Origin of the sequence: Pelotomaculum sp. FP, assembly GCF_004369245.1 — a bacterium.
In the GTDB taxonomy this organism is placed as follows: domain Bacteria; phylum Bacillota; class Desulfotomaculia; order Desulfotomaculales; family Pelotomaculaceae; genus Pelotomaculum_C; species Pelotomaculum_C schinkii.
In genome coordinates this window covers 1-24,648 of the sequence record NZ_QFGB01000022.1, presented here as the reverse complement: position 1 = coordinate 24,648, position 24,648 = coordinate 1, and the positions used below count along the sequence as shown (strand labels likewise).

24 protein-coding genes and 1 rRNA gene are annotated in these 24,648 nt (G+C 45.9%); 13 read left to right on the top strand and 12 right to left on the bottom strand.

Annotated features, from left to right (window positions below; translation table 11 throughout):
- Nucleotides 1-61: 61 nt before the first annotated feature.
- On the bottom strand, nt 62-2,083 hold the full coding sequence (fusA, locus tag Psfp_RS10385) for an elongation factor G (protein WP_134218474.1): 2,022 nt from the start codon (nt 2,081-2,083) through the stop codon (nt 62-64).
- Between the two features lie 346 nt (nt 2,084-2,429).
- Between fusA and spoVB the strand changes: the two genes are divergently transcribed.
- Nucleotides 2,430-3,995 (top strand): stage V sporulation protein B, encoded by a 1,566-nt coding sequence (gene spoVB, locus Psfp_RS10380; RefSeq protein WP_134218473.1) that lies wholly within the window; start codon nt 2,430-2,432, stop codon nt 3,993-3,995.
- On the opposite strand, the gene surE is transcribed toward spoVB, so the two are convergent.
- From surE to Psfp_RS10340, 8 genes are all read right to left on the bottom strand, one after another.
- Nucleotides 3,996-4,763 carry a 5'/3'-nucleotidase SurE gene (gene surE, locus Psfp_RS10375; protein ID WP_134218472.1) on the bottom strand — a complete coding sequence of 256 codons (768 nt, stop codon included), beginning with the start codon at nt 4,761-4,763 and terminating at the stop codon, nt 3,996-3,998.
- 12 nt (nt 4,764-4,775) lie between these two features.
- A complete protein-coding gene (locus Psfp_RS10370; protein ID WP_134218471.1) occupies nt 4,776-4,964 on the bottom strand; it encodes a YpmA family protein in 189 nt (62 codons plus the stop codon).
- 341 nt (nt 4,965-5,305) lie between these two features.
- Nucleotides 5,306-5,866 carry a GTP cyclohydrolase I FolE gene (gene folE / locus Psfp_RS10365; RefSeq protein WP_134218470.1) on the bottom strand — a complete coding sequence of 187 codons (561 nt, stop codon included), beginning with the start codon at nt 5,864-5,866 and terminating at the stop codon, nt 5,306-5,308.
- Between the two features lie 24 nt (nt 5,867-5,890).
- Complete coding sequence (locus Psfp_RS10360; protein ID WP_134218469.1) at nt 5,891-6,625, bottom strand: 7-carboxy-7-deazaguanine synthase QueE; 735 nt, start codon at nt 6,623-6,625, stop codon at nt 5,891-5,893.
- Complete coding sequence (locus Psfp_RS10355; protein ID WP_134218468.1) at nt 6,626-7,189, bottom strand: DUF366 family protein; 564 nt, start codon at nt 7,187-7,189, stop codon at nt 6,626-6,628.
- Nucleotides 7,190-7,239: 50 nt separating this feature from the next.
- Nucleotides 7,240-7,917 (bottom strand): 7-cyano-7-deazaguanine synthase QueC, encoded by a 678-nt coding sequence (gene queC / locus Psfp_RS10350; protein ID WP_134218467.1) that lies wholly within the window; start codon nt 7,915-7,917, stop codon nt 7,240-7,242.
- Nucleotides 7,914-8,312 carry a 6-carboxytetrahydropterin synthase QueD gene (gene queD / locus Psfp_RS10345; RefSeq protein ID WP_134218466.1) on the bottom strand — a complete coding sequence of 133 codons (399 nt, stop codon included), beginning with the start codon at nt 8,310-8,312 and terminating at the stop codon, nt 7,914-7,916. Before queD ends, queC begins: the two co-directional genes overlap by 4 nt.
- 46 nt (nt 8,313-8,358) lie before the next feature.
- Nucleotides 8,359-8,568 (bottom strand): heavy-metal-associated domain-containing protein, encoded by a 210-nt coding sequence (locus tag Psfp_RS10340; protein ID WP_134218465.1) that lies wholly within the window; start codon nt 8,566-8,568, stop codon nt 8,359-8,361.
- Nucleotides 8,569-8,682: 114 nt separating this feature from the next.
- Here Psfp_RS10340 and Psfp_RS21625 point away from each other — a divergent pair, with 114 nt between their 5' ends.
- The 12 genes from Psfp_RS21625 to hypE all read left to right on the top strand — a co-directional run bounded on the left by Psfp_RS21625 (nt 8,683) and on the right by hypE (nt 20,597).
- Nucleotides 8,683-8,847, top strand: a complete 165-nt coding sequence (locus Psfp_RS21625; protein ID WP_190239011.1) for a hypothetical protein — start codon at nt 8,683-8,685, stop codon at nt 8,845-8,847.
- 79 nt (nt 8,848-8,926) lie between these two features.
- The gene (locus Psfp_RS10335; RefSeq protein ID WP_134218464.1) at nt 8,927-9,319 is read left to right on the top strand and encodes a TIGR04086 family membrane protein; all 393 of its coding nucleotides are present in this window, start codon (nt 8,927-8,929) and stop codon (nt 9,317-9,319) included.
- A gap of 1,055 nt (nt 9,320-10,374) precedes the next feature.
- Nucleotides 10,375-12,324: a proton-conducting transporter membrane subunit gene (locus Psfp_RS10330; protein ID WP_134218463.1), complete on the top strand. Its 1,950-nt coding sequence runs from the start codon at nt 10,375-10,377 to the stop codon at nt 12,322-12,324.
- 53 nt (nt 12,325-12,377) lie between these two features.
- Nucleotides 12,378-13,238 carry a complex I subunit 1 family protein gene (locus Psfp_RS10325; protein WP_134218462.1) on the top strand — a complete coding sequence of 287 codons (861 nt, stop codon included), beginning with the start codon at nt 12,378-12,380 and terminating at the stop codon, nt 13,236-13,238.
- 49 nt (nt 13,239-13,287) lie between these two features.
- On the top strand, nt 13,288-13,743 hold the full coding sequence (locus tag Psfp_RS10320) for an NADH-quinone oxidoreductase subunit B family protein (RefSeq protein WP_134218461.1): 456 nt from the start codon (nt 13,288-13,290) through the stop codon (nt 13,741-13,743).
- 13 nt (nt 13,744-13,756) lie between these two features.
- On the top strand, nt 13,757-14,185 hold the full coding sequence (locus Psfp_RS10315) for an NADH-quinone oxidoreductase subunit C (RefSeq protein WP_134218460.1): 429 nt from the start codon (nt 13,757-13,759) through the stop codon (nt 14,183-14,185).
- 2 nt (nt 14,186-14,187) lie between these two features.
- Nucleotides 14,188-15,270 carry a nickel-dependent hydrogenase large subunit gene (locus Psfp_RS10310; protein ID WP_134218459.1) on the top strand — a complete coding sequence of 361 codons (1,083 nt, stop codon included), beginning with the start codon at nt 14,188-14,190 and terminating at the stop codon, nt 15,268-15,270.
- A gap of 18 nt (nt 15,271-15,288) precedes the next feature.
- Nucleotides 15,289-15,657, top strand: a complete 369-nt coding sequence (locus Psfp_RS10305) for a 4Fe-4S dicluster domain-containing protein (RefSeq protein ID WP_134218458.1) — start codon at nt 15,289-15,291, stop codon at nt 15,655-15,657.
- A 132-nt stretch (nt 15,658-15,789) separates the two neighbouring features.
- Complete coding sequence (hypF, locus tag Psfp_RS10300; RefSeq protein WP_134218457.1) at nt 15,790-18,081, top strand: carbamoyltransferase HypF; 2,292 nt, start codon at nt 15,790-15,792, stop codon at nt 18,079-18,081.
- A gap of 104 nt (nt 18,082-18,185) precedes the next feature.
- The gene (locus Psfp_RS10295) at nt 18,186-18,425 is read left to right on the top strand and encodes a HypC/HybG/HupF family hydrogenase formation chaperone (protein WP_134218456.1); all 240 of its coding nucleotides are present in this window, start codon (nt 18,186-18,188) and stop codon (nt 18,423-18,425) included.
- Nucleotides 18,418-19,476, top strand: coding sequence for a hydrogenase formation protein HypD (gene hypD, locus Psfp_RS10290; RefSeq protein ID WP_134218455.1), 1,059 nt, complete (start codon nt 18,418-18,420; stop codon nt 19,474-19,476). The genes Psfp_RS10295 and hypD overlap by 8 nt, the downstream gene beginning before the upstream one ends.
- A 113-nt stretch (nt 19,477-19,589) precedes the next feature.
- On the top strand, nt 19,590-20,597 hold the full coding sequence (gene hypE, locus Psfp_RS10285; RefSeq protein ID WP_134218506.1) for a hydrogenase expression/formation protein HypE: 1,008 nt from the start codon (nt 19,590-19,592) through the stop codon (nt 20,595-20,597).
- A 92-nt stretch (nt 20,598-20,689) separates the two neighbouring features.
- Here the strand turns inward: hypE and Psfp_RS10280 are convergent, their stop codons facing one another.
- The 3 genes from Psfp_RS10280 to rrf form a co-directional block, all read right to left on the bottom strand.
- Nucleotides 20,690-20,998 carry a CC/Se motif family (seleno)protein gene (locus tag Psfp_RS10280; RefSeq protein WP_134218454.1) on the bottom strand — a complete coding sequence of 103 codons (309 nt, stop codon included), beginning with the start codon at nt 20,996-20,998 and terminating at the stop codon, nt 20,690-20,692.
- A gap of 405 nt (nt 20,999-21,403) precedes the next feature.
- The gene (locus Psfp_RS10275) at nt 21,404-24,232 is read right to left on the bottom strand and encodes a helicase C-terminal domain-containing protein (protein WP_134218453.1); all 2,829 of its coding nucleotides are present in this window, start codon (nt 24,230-24,232) and stop codon (nt 21,404-21,406) included.
- Nucleotides 24,233-24,422: 190 nt separating this feature from the next.
- A 5S ribosomal RNA gene (gene rrf / locus Psfp_RS10270) occupies nt 24,423-24,539 on the bottom strand.
- Nucleotides 24,540-24,648 lie beyond the last annotated feature (109 nt).

Below are 24,648 nucleotides of genomic sequence, written 5' to 3'. Positions count from 1 at the left end.
CGTTCACTTTTCAGTATATAACCGTGCTTCACAAACAAATGCTTTCATTATACCTGAATAATTATTTTTCCTTCTCAGCTTCAGCCTCAGCCTTGGCCTTCTTGATTATATCTTCAGCCTGACGCCCGGGAACTTCCTCGTAGCTGCTGAACTCCATCTTGAAGGAACCTCTGCCCTGGGTTATGGACTTAAGGTCTATGGCATAACGGTACATCTCAGAGAGAGGACACGTTGCTTTAACAATGGTTTGCTTGCCTTCGGACTCAGTGCCGAGGACACGCCCGCGCTTGGTGTTAAAATCACTGATAATATCTCCCATGTTATTTTCCGGTACCCACACCTCAACATTCATGATTGGCTCTAAAAGCACCGGTTTGGCCAGCATGGCGCCTTTTTTAAAGGCAAGGTGAGCCGCAATCTTAAAGGCCATTTCGGAAGAGTCCACGTTATGGTAGGAACCATCATACAAAGTCGCTTTAAGACCGGTAGTAGGAAAGCCCGCCAGTACCCCGTCATTTATAGCTTCACGCAAGCCCTTCTCAACTGCGGGGAAATACTGTCTGGGGACAGAACCACCAAAAACCTCCTCAGTGAAGGTAAATTCTTCTTCCGGGTTTGGTTCAAAGCGGATCCAGACATGACCGTACTGCCCGCGTCCACCCGATTGTTTTTTGTGTTTTCCTTCTACTTCTACCTTGGACCTTATTGTTTCCCTGTATGGAACCTTGGGTTCGGCCAACACGACATCAACACCATACCTGCGCTTAAGTTTTTCAACCAAGATGTTGATGTGCAGTTCTCCCATACCGGTAAGAAGAGTTTGTTTTATTTCGGTGTTCTTCTCAACGCGCATAGTCTGGTCTTCTTCAAGCAGCTTGGAAATGGCATCGCCCAGTTTATCCTCATCGTTCTTACTCTTGGGGGATATGGCCACAGTCAGGGTGGGCACGGGGAAGTCAATTCTTTCCAGAACCACATGCTTATCCCTGTCACACAAGGTGTCGCCGGTCCCGGTATCCTGGAGTTTTACCACCACTGCCATGTCGCCGCAGTTTACCACATCAGTCTGAACCGTGTTTTTACCCCGGACAAACAGGACATTGCCGATTTTTTCGTTTTTTTCCTTACTGCTGTTGTAAACAGTTGTATCACTTTTGAATTTTCCGCTCATAACCTTCAGGAAGTTCATTTTACCAACGAATGGGTCTGCGATGGTCTTAAATACAAGGGCTGCCATCGGACCTTCATTTTCCTGTGGAGCCGGCAAATAATTTATGATGACATCGAGCAGTTGGGCAACTCCTGTATTTTTGGTTGCCGATCCTGCCAGCACTAAAACCGCCTTACCAAGAGCAACGGATTTCTTCAACCCGTCCTTAATCTCGTCCGGGGTCAGCTCCTCCCCTTCCAAATATTTCATTGTGAGGTCGTCATCGCCCTCAGCTGCCGCTTCAATTAACTGTTCCCTGTAGCTGGCGATGTCGTCCTCCAGATCGCCGGGAATCCCGGTCTCCTTGCCTTTTCCTTCACCCGTATAGGCCTTTGCGTTAATGATATCAACCACGCCGTTAAAGGTGCTAAATGAGCCGATGGGAATTTGTACGGGAACAAAATTAGCTTTAAATTTTGACTTCAAATCATCCAGAACTCTTTCGAAATTAGCATTTTCTCGGTCCATTTTATTGATAAATACTATCCGGGGCAGATTATATTGGTCGGCAATGTCCCAGATAATCTCGTGCTGCACCTCAACGCCGTCAACGGCTGATACCACGAACATGGCTGCATCGGAAACCCTTAAAGCACCTTTTACTTCACCGATAAAATCAGAAAAACCGGGAGTATCCAGCAGGTTTACCTTTACACCGTTTGATTCACACGGTACCAGGCTGGTGTGAACGGTAATCTGCCTTGACGTTTCCTCGGGATGGTAATCCGAGGTAGTTGTCCCGTCCTCAACCCTGCCGAGGCGTGATAATACACCGGTATTAAACAGCAAAGCCTCAACCAGGGAGGTTTTTCCTGCCCCACCGTGGGCCACTACCCCGAGGTTGCGTATTTGTCCGGTTTGATAGTTCTTCAATATGTATGCCTCCTTTTGTAAATAATGGTTTCCCTAAAACTGTCATTCTATACTTTATTAGAGCATAAATGGGCATTTTTGGAACAAAACAAAAAAATAACCCCCCCTAAGGATTAACTAAAACAACGTTGATCAACCCTCAGGGCAACAGGCAAAATGACATAATATTTTCAAATTACCAATTCTACAGGCATAATCCAAATTCCTTGTTATTTTAAAAATAGCGTCTTATTTTTTAATACTTCAGTTCCGTCAGCAAGCTTTTTTCATAGGTAAATTTAGGCTGCATAGATATTATCAGGAAGCTTTAGAGCTCTCAACTATTAATGGGAAGGATTTACCTCATATGAAACAGCAGTCCTTTATTTATGGTACCTTCGTTTTGCTGGCAGCAAGTTTATTGAACCGAATTATTGGTTTCACTTACCAGATTTTCTTAATTCGTTTGATCCGCCCGGAAGGGATCGGCTTGCTTAACATGATTTACCCAATTTACGTTATGATACTGGTGATGGCCAGCGCGGGTGTGCCGGTGGCCATATCAAAACTGGTGGCGGAGGAAGTGGCCAGGCATAACTGGCGGGGAGCCAACCGCATATTTAATATTTGTTTTACCTTCCTTATAGTAAGCAGCTCAGTTTTTACCTTGCTTTGCCTCCTGTGTGCTCCATACCTTCTTAAGCACGTCTTTCCCAATCCTAAAGTATTCAATATTTTCTTAAGCCTTTTGCCCGGGATTATTATTGTTTCTCTTTGCTCTGCTTTTCGCGGCTACTACCAGGGTTTGCAACAGATGAAACCTACCGCCGTAACGCAGGTCCTGGAACAACTGGTCCGGGTCGTCGCCGGACTCACACTGGCCACATTGTTATTGCCTCGCGGGATTGAGTATGCGGCGGCTGGCGCCTCAACAGGTGTAATCATCGGCGAAATTGCAGGCCTTGCAGCAATCGTCACTATTCATTTACAAAAACGTCCCCACTTCCCTGCAGGCCTTCCATCTGCCACGGATGAACCTCTGCTGCGTTCATTGGGCAGAATCTTCAACCTGGCCGTCCCTGTTACCCTCACTCGTTTTGTTGCAACTTCGCTATTGTCGATAGATGCCGTCTTAATCCCGCTCCGCTTACAAGCTAGCGGTCTTCAATTGGTCGAGGCCACATCTGTCTTCGGGCAATTTGTGGGAATCGCGGAGAGTCTTTTGTTTGTCCCGGGTATAATCACGATCTCTATGGCGACCGCGTTAATCCCGGCGGTTTCGGATGCCGTTGCCTTACAGAATATCCCCCTGGTACGCTCACGTTGCGAAGAAGCCATCAGAATAACCCTGCTGGCCGGGTTGCCCAGCGCCGTAATCCTTATGTTTTTGGCAGAAGAATTATGCGGCCTGATTTTCGGTTACCCCGAGGCCGGAGCAAGTCTCAGAATTTTAGCCCTCGGGGGCCCATTTCTTTATCTCCAGCAGACCTCAACTGGTATTCTCCAAGGGTTGGGTGAAGCATTCCGGCCTTTTCGGAACCTGGTATTCGCTTCATTTATTAAGATTACCGGTATATACTACCTGACCGGGTTAAACCATCTGGGGATAAAGGGTACGGCTGCAGCACTGGTTGCAGGCTATTTTGTAATGGCAGTGCTGAACCTTTACGACATCCGCCGCCTGACCCGGCTAAAACCTGATTGGCACAATAACTTAATGAAACCCTTAATTGCGACCATCGGTATGGGGCCAGCCATCCTTTTATCAAAGAATTCCCTTTACGGATATACGGGTTCAGAAGCCGCTGCAACCGCAGGCGCCCTATTTGCAGGGATTTCTTTTTATCTATTATTATTATTCCTTACAGGTGGTATTAAAATTTATGACCTGCTACGGCTAAGGGCTGCCTTCAACTCAAAAATTGACGCTTGATTAGCTTGGTTCACCCTCCAGCTTTTTTATCATCGTTTTCAGGTTGCTGATAAAGCCATGGTCAGTAAAGTCAAAGTGGAGCGGTGTAATGGAAGTATACCCTTCCCTCACCACCCACACATCTGTATCCGGGTCCTTCTCGTCCAAATCAAAGGGCTCACCGCCCATCCAAAAATACACTTTTCCCCTTGGATCAATTCTTTTATCGAAGATGTTGATATAGCGCCTTTGGCCCAATTTGGTCACTTTGATGCCCCGCGGCCGGCATGGCGGAATATTTATGTTGAGCAGGCTGTTCTTTGCAATATCCCGGCCGAGTTTGGCAACAAGCTCCTTAATAAACTTCCCTGCTTCGGAGAAATCGTGGTACTCATAACTGGCCAGGGAAACAGCAAGGGCAGGCACCCCGTTGATGATACCTTCTATGGCCGCGGATACGGTACCTGAGTACAGGACATCGGTACCCAGATTAGGCCCGAAGTTAATTCCCGATATAACCAGGTCCGGAGGCGCCGGAAGCAAAGCCTCCAACCCAAGTTTCACACAGTCCGCAGGCGTCCCGTCTACGGCCCACCCTTTTGTTTTGCTGCCGGGATAGATACGTTCCTTGACCCTCAGCGGCCGGTCCATTGTAATTTTATGACCTGTGGCGCTTCTCTCCCGGTCAGGAGCGACCACAAACAGTTCGTGGTCCTCCTGAAGGAATACTCTCAACTGATTGATTCCTTCAGCCTCAATACCGTCATCATTGCTTATTAATATACGCATTAATTGTCTCCGTCAGCTTTCATAGATGGATATTGTCACTGTTCCGTTGGCAGAATCTTTGGTAAGACCGAATATGAGTTTTTTGTCCTTTAAGGTATTGTTCAAAAAATTGACCACTTTGTACATTTCATCATAATTTTTAAAGGTCTTAACAGCAATTAATTCAAGTTTGCCCGTCAAGCTGCCTTCGTTGTTTTCCAATCAACCCACCTCGTTAAGTATAAACGCAAGATTTCATACTGTAACAAACCTTACAATGAGGTTTCAGTCTTGTATTCGATCAAATTTCGCACCCACTGTTTCATGATATATGCCCGCCAGCGGCGCCATATATCATGAAAACACAAGTGATGTGGTGCGATTTTAATCGCACAACGGCGCGTCAGCGCCCCACTTGGGGCATCTATCCCGAAAATCAAATTTTCATCTTCTGCTGGTGCCGTGTTAACGGCATGGTTGTCTAAATTAACTTTTGTACGAATGAATTCGCACCTCATGCTTGGATCTCACTCGCATGTGTTTTCAGGACGGATCCATTTTCCTTAACTTTTTATCAGCGCAAAGGCTTCCGCCCGGGTAGCCTTATTGCGGCGGAAAAGGCCCCGTACCGCAGAGGTTACAGTCTTTGAACCAGGTTTTTTAACTCCCCGGAAGGTCATACACATATGCTCCGCCTCCACTACCACCAGGGCGCCCTGGGCATTTAGCCTGTTCATAATGGAGTCGGCGATCTGGGAGGTAAGTCGCTCCTGCAGCTGTGGCCGCTTGGCGTAACCCTCCACAACCCGGGCCAGTTTGGACAGCCCGGTGACTTTGCCGTCCTTTGGAATATAGGCGACATGAGCCTTTCCGTAAAATGGCAGCAGGTGGTGCTCACACATTGAATATAACGGTATATCCTTCACAATGATCATCTCTTCGTGTTGTTCGCTGAAAATTTTTTCCAAATGAGACTCGGGATCCTCCCAAAGCCCGCTAAAGATCTCGTTGTACATACGAGCCACCCTGTCCGGTGTTTCCGTTAAACCCTCCCGCTCCGGATCTTCTCCTATGGCCTCCAGGATCATCCTGACCGCTTTTTTTATCTTGTCTTGGTCGACCATCTCTCTCGCCCCTTTGGTTGTTAGCTACAGCATACCCATTAGTTTATGGGTCTGAGGTATGACTCTTACATCGTCCAAAACCTTTAATGCCTGTCTCTGCAGTAGGCTCAAACGAGCTGGCGATATACCCATCGCTCCTTTGGTAGTAAGGGGCTGGATAACCAAAGGCACACCGGGAGCTGTACTTTTAATTAGACCGGCAGCCATTTCTATCTCCCGGCTGGGTGTCTGTTCAGCCACTACTACTTTTACATATGTTTCTTTAGTGGCAGCAATCTCAAGGAAACGACCGTGTTTGCTCCAGAGGGGAGGAAGGCCGCTTACACTTGGCAGTTTAAAATCCATAGCCACCATATCAACCAGATCAATAACCCTGGATAACTCATCCGGCAGAGTGCCGTTCGTTTCAAGGTAAATTCCCCTGCGTGACCCGCGAAGCGCCGGCGCCAGTTCCCTGATAATATTGGAATGCAGCAGCGGCTCACCACCAGTAAGGCTGATTGAGTGATGCAGGCCAACAGCAAGGCCTTCCAGGACCTTAACAATCTCTTCGATTCCTAAGGGATTTGGCAGATACTCAAAAATTCCACATCCTGGAGCCGTTTCTACCCGGCAGAAAGCGGGCTCTTCGGTCAAAACCGTATCGCAGTAGGAACACCTGAGGTTGCAACCGTACAGCCTGATAAAAATTTGGCGGCGCCCTACCAGCAATCCCTCCCCTTGCACAGAAGAGAAAATTTCGGTTACCGGAACAGCCATTTACGTGGTCCCTCGCACTTTACAACGAGCCATCCCGATTTCGTCCATCTCCTTTGTATATCTGCTGCTAATAAGTTTGCCCAGGGACTCGATTTCTTCCTCCTGCAAGCCAAGGTCGGCCAGCCCGACCGTTTTAACCGGTGTGTCCTTGCTTAAAATATTAAGTCCCGTGTGAATCATGGTGGAAACCGGAGTCAAAGTAGCGATGGAGACAGATAATTTTTTTTCACCGGCATAGAGGTCGTCTCCACTACGGGTAAACTCTGCCCGATGGCTTTCCCACAGAATATCTTTAATAATCGCAATCAGCATACGTTGACGCAAAATCGTCTTCTCGAGGTCCATGTCGAAATGCTCCACGATGAAGTGCAGCATATTGTGGCTAAATATAGGAGCGTTTTTTCTCACATCCTCCAGGTCCACCATTTCCGCCAGCATAACCCGGCAGGGTCCTCGAAAAGACACAATGCTGTCTCCCAGAAGTCCCATACTGCGAAAAGCCCAGTGTGATGAAAGCTGGGTACCGTCGTAGGTGATTGTTTCGGAAATAAAACGTTGCAGCATTTCAACCTCCGCGATATAGAAAAATCATTTTGATATATACGCAAGCAGCCTTAGACAAAAAAAGCAGTTGTATCCAGGCCGGCCTGTTCTGATGCCCGCTTGAAGCGCTGGCAGCTTTCACAGCTGCCGCACATTTTTTCATATCCCCTGTAACAGCTCCAAATGTGTCTAAATGGAATACCCAACCTTAGGCCGAACTTGATAATCTCAACCTTATCCAAACGCTGGGTATAGCTGACGACTTTAACCTTATTCATAGTTGAAAAACTGAGGGCATGGCCGGCAGCAGCAACGAAGTCCGTGCTATTGTCGGGGAAGGTTACTGCTTCCTCGCGATTAAAACCTGTTACAACCAGCCCGCATTGACGGGACTCGGCAAAGGCAGCGGCAATATTGATAAATACCCCGTTGCGGTTAGGAACCCAAACGGCGGCAGCGCTGGCGGTTGATGCTGCGAAATCATCAAGTCCGGTCCGGTCTGGTTCCGGCAAATCCAAATCACCCCTGACGAGGGCTGTTGAGGTAATATCCCTTAAAAAAGGCAGTTCCACTACCAGGTGTTCAACCCGGTAGTGGGCCGCCAGCGCTGCGGCGGCTTTCTTTTCCTGGTTGGCTGCCCTCTGTCCGTAATCAAAAGTCAGGCACAGGGCGACTTCGCTTTCTCTTAACGCATGGGCGAAAGAAACTGTGGAATCGAGACCGCCTGACAGAAGAACAACACTTTTCATGAAAGCGGTTGCACCTCCTTGTAAACAGCCGAGGCGTCAGGCGACTCCCAGACACGCACCAATCCTACCCGCAGGTCCCCCTGCATGGCTGTAATTTCAGGCTTGAGCTGTTCAAAGATATAACGGGCCAGGTTTTCCGCCGTGGGGCTTTTCTCCCCCCCGCCCTTGAACGGTTCCAGCTCATTCAGGTTTTGGTGGTCAAGTTTATGAACAATATTTTTGAGAATTCTTTTAAGGTCCTGAAAGTCAATCAGCATCCCCAACCGGTTTAACTGCGGACCAAGCACGGTAGCTTCGATTTGCCAGGTGTGACCGTGCACCCTGCTACAGGGGCCTTTATAATCTTCAATACAGTGCGCCGCTGCAAACCGGGTTCTAATACTAAGCTCGTACAACAGCTGGGCCCCCTTAGACTGTTTAGAACACCGACTTTATTTTTCCTTAATCTAAAACCTCATATCCCGCGCCTTTTACTGCCACTACCATCTCGTCACGTCCAACAACCGAGGGATCATAAGTTACTGTAGTTTCGCCGGAAGGTAAATGTATACTTACGTCATTCACTCCCTTTGTTTCCCTTAGAGCCTTTAGAACTGCGGCCTTACAATGACCACATTCCATTCCCCATACCTTAAGAATAATTTTCTCCATAAACCCACGTCCTTTCAATATGTTCTTAACTCACCACAACAAAAATATATTGAAAAATCCACTTAAAGATAGTATACCGGGTAAATACTAAAATAAAAGAAGGAGGTTAATAATTTGGCTAAATTTCGCAAAGGCAACACCTTTATTAAAGAAAAAACCGGATCCGCTACAAAAATTAACCTTGACGGCCAGTGGGAACACGACTTTGTTGACGACAATACTCCCTCGGGACGGACGCCCACGGCTGCTCACGAAGTTAAGGCCAAGCTAAAGAAATAAGCAGAACTCTTGCCCGCTGTCATATGCAGCATCCCTCAATACATAAACATAATTATAATAAGATCAAGGGGGTGTTGCAATGTCTTCCACTAATATGGGGAGCCTGAGAAGTTTGGTTAATATCAGCGCGGTGCTCAAGGGGACCTTTCTGACCCTGGCTGTGTCCTTGCTATTAAGCATTGGGACCGGTATTGTCTACCATGTAAGTTCAGTAACAGAGCAAACTCTACCATGGTTTACCGGCGCTATCCTGGCTGCCAGCGCTTTCAGCGGTTCACTTGCCGCCGGCAAGCAGGCCGGGAGCAGGGGACTTTACCACGGGCTTGCTACGGGGCTGCTGTTTTTTTTCGCGTTATGGCTGCTGGCCGGTTTGTTCTTACCGGGGCAAGCCGGCCTCAGTATTTTCTCCAAATTTCTGTTATCTTTGAGCGCCGGAGCTCTCGGTGGTGTTGTAGGCGTTAGTTTAACATGAAATACAAGCTTATATTCTATAAAAGTTCATTCAGCCCTAGACTTACGCTTCTTAATGCCTACTATTGATGCTCACCAGAAAAAACCTTTTGCATTTTCAATATCTAGTTTGTGATAAAAATTATTTGTTGTAAATATGTCAACAAACTACGTCCCGCATCCCAAACCTACAAATAGTTGCTCTTGTTGACTGGTAAGTTGTTTTCTGTTAAACTTACTTTAATTACAAAACAATGTTTATGCTGAAGTAGCTTATAAAATACTCATAACCACATAAATTTGTCTAACAATATCGAATTTTGTCTAATTTTCATAAATTGCACACTGTTTTACTCTGTACTACTATTCTCCATAATAGTGAAATTTGGCAACCTCATAATTATTTAAAAACTTACTTAAACTTAGATTGTTATGCTTTAGATAAACCCTCTATGGCCACCAGTACGCCATGCCGGTTTATGATTACAGTTGCCTGCATGCTCACGTCCACGCATAAAAGCTGGGGCGTGCTGCTGGCTAAATTTGGTCAAGCCATCCCGAGTTTACACATTCACCCTATTTCAGGCGAAGAGCCTTTCATTTATCACTCATGGTCTTACGCTTGAAAGGCGGAATCTATTTAACTTCAAGGGAAACGTGTTGTTGAAAATCTTACATGAGCCACAGGGAAATTGCGATTAGAAAAAGTCATTAGAGAGGTTTATTTTGTGTGTCCTTAAAAAATGAAGGCTACATCCTCATTACGTTTGGTGGCAATTACGTGAGGAGAACCAAATAAATAGAGATTGGAACCCAAACGATTCCCAGTGCCGGTGGTCAACGTGGCATGCATTGTTATAAGTTACTGGGGAGGCTTCTTAAACTGATTAGTTTCAGTGCCACCAACGGTACCTTAGAAGGAAACAATAGCCTGGATAGGAGATGAGGGAATTCGGAAAACAATAATATTTTTTTATAAGGGTGGTTATTAGGGCTAATTTTAGCGTCATAATTTATTTTTTTGATTCTAGAAAGAAAGAATTTTTTTGAGAAATCAGGAGAGGTGATGATATTACAATGCTGGACACGCTTTTATTGATACTAATTGCATTACCGTTTATTGCGGGTTTTATTTGTCTTGCATTGAAGAACCACTCTGCCAGGGCAGTAGTTGTCGTTCTTGTTTCCATAGTTTTAATGATAACTTCAATAGTACTACTGGGTTATGGAGACTTCGAGTACACTTTGGGAGGGCAATGGAACGAATTAATTACGTATCTTGATTTTGCATTATTAGCTTATATTGCATTCCAAGCCTTTTACCACAGAAAATACCATTCCTTGTTTGCATACAGCGCTGTTATCTTTGCCATTGCTTCTATTGTAATGGTTTATTATTTTGACTTTGTAATGGCCCATGGGATTGAAGTAGAGCCAACTTTCTTTGCTGATCAGCTTTCAATTATCATGGTATTGATTATTTCGATAGTTGGTTCGTTGATTGCTATTTTTGGTATTCCTTACATGAAGGAACATGAACACCATATACATTTAGAAATAACCAGACAGCCGCGTTTTTTCCTTTACTTAGTGCTCTTCCTTGGCGCAATGAATGGTCTTGTTCTTGCCAATAATATTGTCTGGTTGTTGTTCTTCTGGGAAATTACCACTCTTTGCTCCTTTATGCTTATCGGACATGATAAAACTGAAATTGCCACAGTAAACGCATTAAGGGCGATATCATTAAACATGCTGGGTGGTGTTGGTTTTACTGCCGGTGTTATGATTCTTTTCAACAACGCCCATACACTATCTTTAATAGACATTATCAACAGTAAACATGCCCCAGCATTATTAATTTTACCGCTTTCACTGATGGTTTTTGCAGGACTAACCAAAGCTGCGCAAGTCCCGTTCCAGAGCTGGTTGCTGGGCGCGATGGTTGCCCCGACCCCTGTCTCGGCGCTGCTTCACTCCAGCACCATGGTTAAGGCAGGTGTCTACCTGATCGTACGCTTAGCGCCAGCCTATGCCGGCACCTGGTTAAGCACGATGGTCGCTATTCTTGGCGGTTTAACTTTTGTTATTACTTCAGCTTTGGCGGTTGGACAAAGCAATGGTAAGAAAGTCCTGGCGTACTCTACTATTGCCAACCTCGGTTTGATTATCGCATGTGCCGGGATAAATACTCCGCTCGCATATGCCGGCGCCATATTCTTGATTATTTTTCATGCGGTTTCCAAGGCGTTGCTCTTCCTCTGTGTTGGGACAATCGAACATGGTATTGGCAGCAGAGATATTGAAGACATGCATGGTTTAGTTGATAAAATGCCTATGACCGCCGTAATCAGCGTTATTGGTATGGTTACCATGTTCTTACCTCCTTTTGGCATGTTGATTGGTAAATGGACCGCTATGGAAGCAGCTGCAATTATGCCGATAGTTTTACTCCTAATGGTTCTGGGTAGTGCTATTACAATAGTCTTCTGGGTACGGTGGGCTGGAATTCTAATGAGTACTTCCAGCAAGCCTGTAAAACGGGTTATTGAAAATATTGCCTTCCTGACCAAGACTCCGTTAGTTGCCCTGGCGGCGCTGGCGATTATCCTCAATATTATAATCTTCCAGGTATATAACTTAATGATTTCCCCTCTGGCAAAAGTTTACTATACTAAAGCAGCGGACACCTTTACCCAGGTAGGGAACGGTACATTAGTCAACACCGTAGGATCTTTCACCCTGTGGCCCATATTCGCAACCGTTATAGTGGTCATTCTATTTAGTATTTACGCTGTCGGGAAAGCGAAAAACAGCGTGGTTACCGCGCCATATATGTGCGGTGAAACCGCCGATAATGATGAAGACCGGCCGCGGTTCCGTGCCATTGCTGACGGTTGGGTCGATTACGCTCATAGCAACTATTATTTGAACAAAGTATTTGGAGAAGAAGTACTGACGAATGGTTCCAATATCATTGCTATTATTGCGATTTTAGTAATGTTTATTGTGTCCTACATGGGATTGTAACAGCATCTCTTGTCAATTGTGCTGAAAAATAAATTATTGGGGTGATATATGAGATGAATACAGCGTTGATCGTTGTTTTAGCCATTGTCCTGGGCCCTATCATTGGGGGCTTGCTCACTGGTATTGATCGAAAAATAACCGCTAGATTGCAGGGTCGTTTCGGCCCGCCAATCATGCAGCCTTTCTATGATGTATTCAAATTGCTTGGTAAAGAAAAATTTATTAACAACAAAGTACAAATTGTATATGTAATCACTTATATATTCTTCGCGATGTTAAGTTTTGTGCTCTTTGTTTTAGGCCAGGACTTAATCGCTATCATCTTCGTTCTCACCGTTGGTGGCGGCGCAATGGTCATGGGAGCTCTTTCCGTCCGTTCCCCCTACAGCCAAATCGGCAGCCAGCGTGAGATATTGCAAATGCTGGCGTATGACCCGTTGTTAATCATTACTGCCTTCGGTATGTTTGTAGTAACCGGTAGTTTTAAAGTATCAGAAATAGTGAACTACCAGATTCAAAACAATACTCCTCTCTTATATGTATTACCCTTAGTGTTCATTGTGCTGATCGAAGTATTGTCTATTAAAATGAGAAAATCTCCTTTTGACATCTCGGCTGGACAACACGCCCACCAGGAACTTGTGCGTGGTGTGCATACAGAATTTTCCGGTCCTTATCTGGCGCTGATTGAAGTTGCCCACTGGTATGAATTAATGTTGGCGCTTGGTTTTGTCGCCATCTTCTTCGCAAGCAATTGGTATATTGCTGCAGCCTTGGTGATAGTAATGTACCTCTTGGAAATAATATTAGACAACACTACGGCCAGGTTAACCTGGAGATGGATGTTAAAATCCGCCTGGGGTTTCGGGATTGTGTTGTGTGCTGTTAACGTAATTGCTTTGTATTTTATCTAGCTCTTAAACACTCGCTGGTATATACAGGGGATATAAAGGAGATGATTATATGGGTTTGATTAACAATTCCAGGGCCAAGTCTCCGTGGGTCGTACATTTTGACTGCGGTAGCTGTAATGGTTGCGATATTGAAGTCCTGGCTTGCCTGACCCCACTTTATGATATCGAACGTTTTGGCATCCTGAATATTGGCAATCCAAAACATGCTGATATTCTGCTGGTAACGGGTACAGTGAATCCGCGCAATGAACGTGTCTTAAGAAACGTCTATGAACAAATACCCGAACCCAAGGTGGTAGTTGCGATAGGCGCATGTGCATGCACCGGCGGCGTTTTTGCGGATTGTTATAACGTTATACAAGGTATTGACAAAGTCATCCCTGTTGATGTATACGTACCCGGTTGCGCTGCGCGTCCGGAAGCAATTATCGATGGTGTGGTGCTGGGCCTTCAGAAATTCGGGGAAAAAGTAGCAAAGATGAATAGTAAAGCTGTCGGGAATTAGGAGGTGTTACGAAATGCTGCATAACCAAACAAAAGAAACTAATGAAGTGAAAATTACCATCGATAAACTGTTCGCAGAAACTCAAAAATTAGCGGATAATGGTTATCGCTTCATAATTGCGGATGTCTTTGAAAACGAAGATAATTTCGAACTTATCTATGAGTTTGGAAAGGATTATGACGCAACAACCTTGCGGTTAACTGTTGCCAAGGGTTCGGAAATACCTAGCATCTCCCCTATTTTCTTCAACGCGCTGTTAATCGAAAATGAAAATCAGGATCTATATGGCTTAAAATATAAGGGTTTGGTTGTTGACTTTGGCGGACGTTTATATATGTCACAGGACGAAGTGGAAGCTCCACCACAATCAATGGCCGGTATGAACGTCTCTCTCGTTAAAAAGTGGAACAAAAAAGCTGATACTGCGAAGAAGGAGGGTTAATCATGGGAGAAAGACGTACTGTTATACCCTTTGGGCCTCAACACCCTGTATTACCCGAACCAATTCAATTAAAACTAGTACTTGAAGATGAAAAAGTAGTTGAGGCGCTTCCGCAAATCGGCTATATTCACCGTGGCCTGGAAAGGCTGGTTAAAGTCAGGGACTTTAACCAGATGGTATTTGTGGCGGAAAGAATCTGCGGTATCTGCAGTTTTCAGCACGCTATGAGTTATTGTCTCAGTATTGAAAGGTTAATGAATATTGAAGTTCCTGAACGGGCTGATTATTTGCGCGTGATCTGGTCGGAATTACACCGGGTACACAGCCACTTGCTCTGGCTTGGGCTTATGGCTGACGCCTTTGGTTTTGAAGCCATGTTCATGGAAACCTGGAAAATTCGTGAAGCTGTTGTCGATATGCTGGAAGCAACCGCCGGCAGCCGCGTGATTATCTCCACTTGTCAGGTCGGCGGCGTACGCAGGGATATTTCACCTGAATTATTGCAGCAGATTGTTAAATTAGCCGACGATGTTCAACGCAGGCTAAAAGCTATTGAGCATTCAATCCTGAATGACTATACAATCAAAAAGAGAACTGTGGATAAAGGCATTATCAGCAAAGAACAAGCATGGAAATTGGGCGCCGCTGGTCCAACACTGCGTGGCAGCGGCGTAAAATGGGACGCACGGATGATCGGATATGCCGGATATAAATACTTGAACTTTGAACCGGTTGTAGAAACCGCCGGAGACTGCTACGCCAGGACAAAAGTCCGTTTCAGAGAAATGTTTGCAGCACTTGATTTATTGCGGCAAGCAATTGCTAAAATTCCTGCCGGAGAAATTAATGTCAAGGTTAAAGGGAATCCGGAAGGCGAAGCATTTATACAGGTTGAACAACCGCGTGGTGAAGTGACTTATACTGTTAAAGCGAACGGGACCAAAAATCTTGAAAAAATGCATGTGCGCACACCAACCTTTGCCAACATTCCTGCCTTCCTGACCATGTTGCCTGGTTGTGAACTGGCAGACGTGCCTGTTCTGGCATTGACGATCGATCCTTGCATCAGCTGCACCGAGCGGTAAGAAAAGGAGGACGTAAAGATGTTTGGAATGTTATCACCCATTTTGAAAAATGGCCTTGGGAAACCGGCCACCCGGTTGTATCCCTTTGAAAAAAGGGAAGCTTTCGATAAGGCCAGGGGTCAACTGGAAATAGATATTGATAAATGTATCTTCTGTGGGATGTGCCAGCGCAAATGCCCATCAACCTGTTTAAGCGTCGAAAAAGCTGCCTGCAAATGGGAACTTAACCCCTACAACTGTATTATTTGCGGTGTTTGTGTAGAAGCCTGTCCGACCAAATGCCTGTCTCTTAACAAGGTTTACAGGACTCCAGTTTATGTTAAAGAAAACCAAATAAAAATTGGTAAGCCACCGGTGAAAAAAACAGCTACCAAAGAGAACTCCTAAATAAAATATAATGCATGAACTGACAGTTACCCGGGGCATACTTGAAACTGGTTTGGATATCATTAGAATAAACGCACTCCTAAACAGCTTGGGTATTTTGCAGTATGCTGCTAAATCTGAAGGAATTAGAGAATGGACAGACTATCTAACGCTAATAGCAAAGACAATTTAACTCGGCGGATAATAGAAACCAAAGGGATAGTACAAGGGGTGGGGTTCCGCCCCTTTGTTTTTCAAATTGCCAAGCGGTATGGTTTGCATGGATGGGTCCTTAATACTTCCGGTGGAGTATTAATTGAAGTGGAAGGCGCGGAAGAAAGCTTGCATGCCTTCCTGGATGACTTAACCATGCAGCTGCCGCCGCTTGCCAAAATAGATACCATATCGGTAATTGAAGCAGAAGCAGCCGGGTACCAGGATTTTAAAATCAGGCAAAGTCAAGCACAGCCGGGAAAATATGTGTCTATATCGCCGGATGTCGGCACTTGTGCGGACTGCCAACGCGAATTAATGGATAGCACCGACCACCGCTATGGTTACCCTTTCATTAACTGCACAAATTGTGGGCCGCGTTTTTCAATCATAACCGATATCCCTTATGACCGCCAATTTACCTCCATGCAACGTTTCCAGATGTGCGACACATGCTCTCAAGAATACACAGACCCGGATGACCGCCGCTTTCATGCCCAACCAAATGCCTGTGCGCAGTGTGGACCACAGTTGACTTTTATGGGTGGAACACCATTGCAAGTTATCAATGGAGAAGCGATTAAACTGACGGCGCAGGCCCTGCAGGAAGGTAAGATTTTAGCGATAAAAGGGCTCGGTGGTTTTCACCTGGCCTGCAGTGCTACCGATGAAACCACAGTTGCTGAATTACGCAGGAGAAAACACCGTTACGGCAAAGCAATGGCCGTAATGATGAAGGACCTTGAGCAGGCAGCCAGATATTGCGAGCTTTCTGCTACCGAAGAGAAATTGCTGGTTAGCCCACGACGGCCCATTGTTATTTTGAATCAGCGGCAAGGTACAAAGATAGCGTCCAGTGTTACCTTTGGTTTACCTACCCTGGGTGTGATGCTGCCATATACCCCCCTGCATTTTTTACTTCTTGATAGTTATAGGGAACCGCTGGTCATGACCAGCGGCAATATTTCCGAAGAACCCTTAGTTAGTTCCAATGAAGAAGCAATTGTAAAGCTGGGCGTAATTGCAGACTGTTTCCTGATGCATAACCGTGATATCGTGAATAAAATTGATGATTCGGTGACCCGGATCATAGCCGGACGGGAAGCAGTAATCCGCCGCGCACGTGGTTATGCGCCGGAACCCTTGCTGCTGCCTGAACAACTGCCGGAAATCTTAGGCTGCGGGCCGGAACAAAAGAATACCTTCTGCCTTACCCGCGATTATCACGCTTTTGTCAGTCAACACATCGGCGATCTGGATAACCTGCCCACGCTTGAATACTACGAGCGTATGATTGATTTCTATAAACATATTTTCCGGATCAACCCGCGCATCGTCGCACATGATTTACATCCTGCTTACCTCTCGACCCATTACGCCCAGTCAATCGGCAACGCTCAATTGCTCGGCGTACAACACCATCATGCTCATATTGTTAGCTGCATGCTAGAAAACGGCGTCACAGATCAGGTAATCGGTATCGCCTTTGACGGTACCGGCTATGGAACAGACGGGAATCTCTGGGGTGGAGAATTTTTGCTGGCTGATTATCGTTCTTTTACCAGGCTGGGCCATTTTAAATATGTACGCATGCCCGGCGGAGAAAAAGCAATTAAAGAACCTTATAGGATGGCCTACGGTTATCTTTATAGTTTATTCGGCAAAGATACCCGCACTTTTCAAAAATATCTTGATACTATTGAAGATGAAGAGCTACTGATAATGGCGCAACAAATGGACAAGCATATAAATGCGCCGTTGACGTCCAGCTGTGCGCGATTGTTTGATGCGGTTTCGGCTCTTATTAATATAGCCAGAATTGTGCGATATGAAGGAGAAGCCGCGGTCCGTTTAGAAAGTATCATTGACGAAGGTGTGATAGATTTTTATGATTTTGACTTGCAGGGGTATATTTTGGATCCTGCTCCTCTTTTAAAAGGAGTATATAATGATCTGGCAAATAACATTGTCCCTTCAACCATTGCAGCTAAATTTCATAATGGGTTGATCAAGGCAATTTCTAATGTCTGCCGGAGAATCTCGAATCATACCGGGGTTAAAAAAGTATGTCTGAGTGGTGGTGTCTTTCAAAATGCTTTTTTGTTGAAAGGATTGGTAAAGCGCCTCACAAAAGAAGGCTTTAGTGTTTTCTGGCAACAAAAAGTGCCGGCAAATGACGGCGGCATTTCACTTGGCCAGGTTATGATAGCACACTATAATTTGAGCAGGTAGTATAATTGGTGCAGCTTCACCACCCTCCCCTCTTGGCTTCTTCTTTTATGGAACAGCGGTGGGTTTACTGTAAACAATAACTATATACGAGGAGCTGATGATATATGTGTCTGGGTGTAACAGCCAAAGTAGTCAAAATTGACGGCCAAAAGGCAGATGTAGAATTTGACGGTGTCACCCAAGCTATTTCCATAGCTATGACCCCGCAAGTTAAAATTGGTGAATATGTTATGATCCACGCAGGTTTCGCCATCAGTATCATTGATCAAACGCAGGCAGAAGAAACCATGGATTTGTTCAAGGAGATTAAAAAAATGATGGAAGAGGAACAGCGGGATGCATGAGGCTGAGATTGTCCAGTTACTGATATCTGAGATTAAGAAATGCGAAAAGCCACTTGCGTTTATGGAGGTATGCGGCACACATACCATGGCTATAAGCCGCTACGGGCTGAGGGAAGTATTGCCGGACAATATTAAGCTGCTTTCGGGTCCTGGCTGCCCGGTTTGTGTAACCGCTAACCGTGATATCGATATTGCGATTGCCTTTGCCGGAATCCCTGGCTTAATACTAACAACCTTTGGTGATATGATCCGCGTGCCCGGTTCCAAAAGCAGCCTCGCCAGGGAACGCGCTGAAGGAAGAGATGTCAGGGTAGTCTATTCAATTCTGGAAGCCTTGGAGATAGCCAGGCAAAATCCTGCCCGGGAAGTTGTTTTTTACGCTGTAGGCTTTGAAACAACAGCGCCCAGCACTGCTTTCGGCATTATGGAAGCCAAGAAAGACGCTCTTAAGAACTTTTCCGTGATTTGCATGCATAAGACACTGCCCAATGCGCTGCGCGCGTTGCTTGATTCAGGTGAACTGGGAATCAACGGCTTCCTCTTGCCGGGACACGTAAGCGCAATTATTGGCGCAAAAGTATATGGTTTCTTAGCGCAAGAATATGGTATCGGCGGCGCTGTTACCGGTTTTGAACCACGGGATATTTTAGGATCGATTTTAAAGCTGATTCGTCAACAAACAGCTGGGCCGCTGATTGAAAATGAATACCGGCGGGTAGTAAAAGATAACGGCAATCAAGCTGCCCTTCAAGGAATGAACCAAGTGTTTACTGCCTGTAACAGTGATTGGCGCGGATTGGGTATAATTTCCGACAGCGGTCTGGCGATCAAAGCTGACTGGCAAGAATATGACGCGCTGCACAGGTTTGAAGTTAAAGTGGACGAGCCGGTTGAGCACCAAGGCTGCAGCTGTGGAGACATTTTACGAGGAGTCAAATTACCGGCCGCCTGTCCAATGTTTGGTGTTGCTTGTACACCGGAAAATCCTATCGGACCATGCATGGTTTCCAGCGAGGGTTCATGTGCCGCTCATTACAGATACAGGGAATAACGATATTAAATTATAGCCTGACATTATTTTTAATCCTTACAGTGAAAGATATCACCTTAATTTGTGAAAAAGGGACTACCGAAAAGGAATGTCCCCTTACTTTGAAAGGAAGAATTTTTGTGGATAGAATAATGATCGGTCATGGTGGCGGCGGAAGACTTTCACAACAATTGATCAGTAATTTATTTCTAAAGTATTTTGGCAACCCCATTTTAAACGCCCTGGAGGATGCCGCCACTGTAATGTTGCCGCAGCGTAAAATTGCTTTCACTACTGACTCATATGTCGTTACACCGCGCTTTTTCCCCGGCGGCAATATAGGAAAACTGGCGGTATGCGGCACAGTCAACGATTTGGCTATGCGGGGCGCCCTGCCGCTTTACTTGAGCGTTGGGTTCATTATTGAAGAAGGTTTATCTATCGTCGAATTAGAGGATATTGTACGCGCCATGGCCGAAGCTGCAAGTACGGCAGAGGTACAAATCGCGACCGGTGATACGAAGGTGGTCGGCAGGGGAGCTGCTGACGGTATCTATATTAATACCGCCGGCATCGGTATTGTCGACGAAAAATTGAATATATCAGCTGAAAATGCGCAACCCGGTGATAAAGTAATTATTTCAGGGACAATAGGCGACCACGGGATGACTATTCTCAGCTTGCGTGAGGGATTAAGCTTCAAAGCAGATTTAAGAAGTGACTGCGCGCCGTTAAACGGTCTGGTCAAGGAACTGCTGCGTTTTGGCAATGATATTCATGTCCTGCGCGACCCAACCCGTGGAGGTGTCGCCTCATCCCTCAATGAGATAGCCGGCAGTAGTAATGCCGGCATGCTCATAGATGAGTCAAGCTTACCCTTCAAACCCCAGGTTAAAGCCAGTTGTGAATTATTGGGACTGGATCCCTTGCATCTGGCCAATGAAGGTAAGTTTATCGCGATTGTTGCAGCAAGTGCAGCAGATAATATACTGGAGGTCCTACACGGTCACGAATATGGTAAAGATGCGGTTATAATCGGTGAAGTTACAGATAAGACAAGAAGAGTTGCGCTACGGACCTATATTGGCAGTACACGGATAATTGATATTGCTTCCGGTGAACTGCTGCCGCGCATCTGTTAAGATGACACTGACAATATTGCTATCAAAAAAGAGCAGTTAGCCCCCCTTGTATCAAGAAGGTTCAACTGCCCTTTTGTTGTTATCGGCAGGTTCTATGATGGAAGCGGGGTAAATTCATAGATCAGCCCTTCGATCTGCAAGCTCTGATATACCAATCTATTACCCTCCAGATATATCCTGATTCCATCTGGTGCGCTAACGGCCCCCTTAAAAAAGTATACCTTAATTCCGTCAGCAATAACTTCGTCATAATTTTCAAGTACGGACGGTTCACCTATGGACACCAGAGGCTCATTGGTGGCGCCAAAGCAACCGCTCATTATTACCAGGTCCACAGTAATGGTATCAGACGTTTTGAGAATATAGTCCCTGGCATCTTCAGAAATCTCGACTTTGATCATTTTATTCAATCCCTAGATATTTTTAGTGTATACAGATCAATTTATTACTAAACTCATGTGCTCTGGTGATATTCTATCATATTTATTATTTCTTTTACAATAGTTCATCTATATGTAAAACTAATAACTATATGTAGAACTAATAAAAAGTCTACGGGCTTTATCGTGATAAAAAAAACACTTTTCTTGTTATCTCTATTATTTTGACAACCTGCAGCAAAAATAAAGGGCAGACATTACGCCTGCCGGGGACATTATTTTATAATTTTCATCAGAAAAGCTCTCAAAAAAGACGGAAGTTTTACAAAATATACACGCAAATTATTCACATCCCTTCTTAAACGTTCACTGATAATAGTTTATTTCGGGCTGTGTGTGAATGTGCCAAATATTTTTAAACAGACTTTACCAGGTATTAGTAGTGTTGTCAGAATTAATCCATTCCGACATTTTTGTGATGATCATATCAATACTACCTCTTATGTGGTTTTTCACAGGAAGTGAACGTAAAAATTGTCTGCCGTAGCTCTTGTTGAGAATTCGCCCGTCAAGAACAACCACGAAGCCCCTGTCGCTGCAGCTCCGGATCAGCCTGCCAAAACCCTGTTTGAAGCGGATCACAGCCTGCGGTACGCTGAGCAACCGAAAACCATCCCTTTCTTTTCTGGCTAAATCCTCCAAACGGGCTTCTATAATTGGAACCGAAGGCGACATAAACGGCAATTTCACGATCACCACACAGGTAAGCGCCTCACCAGGAACGTCCACTCCCTCCCAAAAACTGAAAGCTCCAAATAGAACGGTTCGGCTGTCCTGTTTAAACTCCTCCAATATCCTGGACCTGCTGCCGTCCAGTCCATGCCCCAACAGGCACACACCCAGGGTCTCCAGTTTCGGTTTCAACCGCTGATAGACCTCCCTTAAAGTCCGGTGGGAGGTAAAAAGAACCAGGGTCCTTCCGCCAGTTACTTCAACCAGCTTATAAATTGTATGTTCCAGGCTCTCCATATAGACATTATCTGCCACAGCGCCCTGTACGGGGAGATCACGGTTGATACACAACAGTGCCTGGTGGTCATAGGCAAAAGGTGAATCAAAATTTGAGGTAACCAGGTTTTCCCTTTGGATATAACGCAGGCCGGTCCGTTCAATAAAATGGTCATAGCTCCCGTTGACAGTAATTGTGGCTGAAGTCATTATTACCGTGTTTTTGTTTTTAAATAAGCGTTCATACAGCATGGCGCCCACATCAATAGGAGCAGCCATCAGCGTACAGTACCTGACTCCCCAGCGTACGGAAAAGGCCATATCTACCCAGTATACGAAATCTTCGTCGCGACCTTCCAGGATAAACTCAAAGTCATCTACCATACTCTCGCCGGAGTGGACAATTTGCCCAAGATCACGCGCATATCCCGCCCAGGACTCTTCGGTGATGGCCCAAGTTTCCATGAGCTCGACACATTGCTTCATATCGTCCGTCAAGCGGCGCAGTACCTCGATGCATTTGCCGCCGCAGACAACCACCTCACCATAGTTTGGATCGCGGCAAGGCAGCCTTGTGGAAACTCTCCCATACTCGTTGTCAGCCGGCGAAATACTTACTGCTATGGACTCTCCTAACAGTTTATAAAAAAGGCGCATTGATTCTGCCGCTTCAACCCTGGTTTCCTGGGATTTTTTCAGGTTCTCCGACCATCTTGCCCAGTCACCGGGCGGAGCTTTTTCGGCAAACCTGGCCATGGTCTTGCCTGCGATACCCAACCAACGGTTAAACATACCTTGGGCAAACTGCATTCCCAGGTGGGCTGTCGCAGATTCTTCCAGGTGGTGCGCCTCATCTATTATGAGCGGCCCGTATGCGGGGAGTACCCTGTTTTCCGCCTTTACATCGGCAAAGAGCAGTGAGTGGTTGGTAATAATCAGGTCGGCCTCCTCCGCTGCTCTCCTGGCCTTTTGGACAAAACAGTCCTTCTGATAGGGACAACGCATCCCCAGACAACCTTCCGCCTCTCCACAAATACCCAACCAGAGGTCTTCCTCACCCCCGATAATATTCAATTCACTTTTGTCGCCGGCACCGGTGTTCGTCAACCAAACCAGCACACGGGCATAAAATGCGGCCTCTTCCGGCTGATGTTGGCTTTCCAGTGATGTTAACCACCTGCGCAGGCAGACATAATTCTGCCGTCCCTTGGCCAGCGCCGCCCGAAACGGTTTGCTGATGACTTCGGCCAGTACCGGGATATCCTTAAACCAGAGCTGCTCCTGTAGGTTAATCGTATGGGTGGCCACCAACACCCTCTCTTTATTCTTGATGCACCACAGCACAGCCGGAACCAGGTAAGCCATAGATTTACCCACACCGGTCCCTGCCTCCATTAAAAGGTACCGTTCATCGTTAAGAGCTGCTGCCGCACAACAGGCCATAACCTCCTGCTGAGAGCGGTATTCATAAGTGGGTAGAACCTCTGCAAAAGGGCCATCCGGTCCAAATAAGTACCTGATGTCGCTCTCTTCCAAGGTTTCTTTTTGTCTCCCGGGATAATTGTCCTTACGGGCGGTGATGTTTTTACCATCCCCGCCATGTCCACGAGACCAATAAGCCTGGGTAGAAATTTTTTTATCGGGAAAACTTTTCAAACGCTCCTTGACCAAATCATTAAAGGCGCCGTTCCAACCGGAGGCTGCCTCCAGTAATAGCTTGGCCACCTGCATTAATACACCAAGTTCCAGCTGACCAGCTAATTTTAACATCAGCACAAGCAGGCGTGCAGTTGCCAGGGCGTCGTCTAAAGCCCTGTGACTGGCTCCTAAATTTATATCAAATTCATTGCAAAGGGATTCCAGACGGTAACTGGCAGCAAAAGGGGCAACCAGGCGAGCAAGTTCGAGCGTATCGTAAGAATTGTTTGCAAATGGCACTCCCCGGGCAGAAGCAAGAAAGCCCAAGTCAAACTGGACATTGTGCCCCGCAATAGGACTTTCACCAATAAAATCGAGTATCTGAGGCAGCAGGGCATCAATGTCCGGAGCTTGAACGAGATCTGAGTCATCCAGACCGGTGAGCCTTTTTACCTTGAGCGGCAGTGACCGGCCGGGATTTATCAGCGTTTGAAATTTTCCCGTGACCTCTCCCATCTCCAGGCTTACCAGACCCACCTCGATGATGTTATCAAATTTAGGATCCAGACCGGTTGTTTCAAGGTCACAAACCACAATCCTCTTATCCATGTACACTCACCTAGCGCGTTAGCCAATACTATTATATTACTCTAAAAGAATTTCTAGAAAGTCTGACTAAATCCCTTTAGCCCCCCACTACTTTTGCGAAATCGGTCGATGGCAGCGATATGGGATGTGGGACGTGGGACGTCAGAAAATAATTAACCTCATGGTTGTTTGACCATGAGGCTTAAAATTAATCTGGCGACGACCTACTCTCCCAGGGACCGACGTCCCAAGTACCATTGGCTCAGGAGGGCTTAACTGCCGTGTTCGGGATGGGAACGGGTGTACCCCCTCCGACATTGTCACCAGAAATATTTATCGTTTTAGTTGAGATGTTCTCTCAAAACTGTACAGCGTAGGAGTTACAATGTTTTAGTTGCTGTTTTAGGTCAAGCCCTCGACCTATTAGTACCGGTCAG

Excerpts from the sequence above, each read along its gene's own strand:
- Psfp_RS10325 (WP_134218462.1), top strand. The coding sequence starts at position 12,378 with ATGAATACAGCGTTGATCGTTGTTTTAGCCATTGTCCTGGGCCCTATC.
- Psfp_RS10275 (WP_134218453.1), bottom strand. The coding sequence starts at position 24,232 with ATGGATAAGAGGATTGTGGTTTGTGACCTTGAAACAACCGGTCTGGAT.
- Psfp_RS10310 (WP_134218459.1), top strand. The coding sequence starts at position 14,188 with ATGGGAGAAAGACGTACTGTTATACCCTTTGGGCCTCAACACCCTGTA.
- Psfp_RS10355 (WP_134218468.1), bottom strand. The coding sequence starts at position 7,189 with ATGCTGCAACGTTTTATTTCCGAAACAATCACCTACGACGGTACCCAG.
- hypD (WP_134218455.1), top strand. The coding sequence starts at position 18,418 with ATGCATGAGGCTGAGATTGTCCAGTTACTGATATCTGAGATTAAGAAA.
- Psfp_RS10305 (WP_134218458.1), top strand. The coding sequence starts at position 15,289 with ATGTTTGGAATGTTATCACCCATTTTGAAAAATGGCCTTGGGAAACCG.
- Psfp_RS10280 (WP_134218454.1), bottom strand. The coding sequence starts at position 20,998 with ATGATCAAAGTCGAGATTTCTGAAGATGCCAGGGACTATATTCTCAAA.
- Psfp_RS10340 (WP_134218465.1), bottom strand. The coding sequence starts at position 8,568 with ATGGAGAAAATTATTCTTAAGGTATGGGGAATGGAATGTGGTCATTGT.
- Psfp_RS10320 (WP_134218461.1), top strand. The coding sequence starts at position 13,288 with ATGGGTTTGATTAACAATTCCAGGGCCAAGTCTCCGTGGGTCGTACAT.
- Psfp_RS10330 (WP_134218463.1), top strand. The coding sequence starts at position 10,375 with ATGCTGGACACGCTTTTATTGATACTAATTGCATTACCGTTTATTGCG.
- Psfp_RS10335 (WP_134218464.1), top strand. The coding sequence starts at position 8,927 with ATGTCTTCCACTAATATGGGGAGCCTGAGAAGTTTGGTTAATATCAGC.
- folE (WP_134218470.1), bottom strand. The coding sequence starts at position 5,866 with ATGGTCGACCAAGACAAGATAAAAAAAGCGGTCAGGATGATCCTGGAG.
- Psfp_RS10295 (WP_134218456.1), top strand. The coding sequence starts at position 18,186 with ATGTGTCTGGGTGTAACAGCCAAAGTAGTCAAAATTGACGGCCAAAAG.
- Psfp_RS10360 (WP_134218469.1), bottom strand. The coding sequence starts at position 6,625 with ATGGCTGTTCCGGTAACCGAAATTTTCTCTTCTGTGCAAGGGGAGGGA.
- Psfp_RS10315 (WP_134218460.1), top strand. The coding sequence starts at position 13,757 with ATGCTGCATAACCAAACAAAAGAAACTAATGAAGTGAAAATTACCATC.
- queC (WP_134218467.1), bottom strand. The coding sequence starts at position 7,917 with ATGAAAAGTGTTGTTCTTCTGTCAGGCGGTCTCGATTCCACAGTTTCT.
- surE (WP_134218472.1), bottom strand. The coding sequence starts at position 4,763 with ATGCGTATATTAATAAGCAATGATGACGGTATTGAGGCTGAAGGAATC.
- spoVB (WP_134218473.1), top strand. The coding sequence starts at position 2,430 with ATGAAACAGCAGTCCTTTATTTATGGTACCTTCGTTTTGCTGGCAGCA.
- hypF (WP_134218457.1), top strand. The coding sequence starts at position 15,790 with ATGGACAGACTATCTAACGCTAATAGCAAAGACAATTTAACTCGGCGG.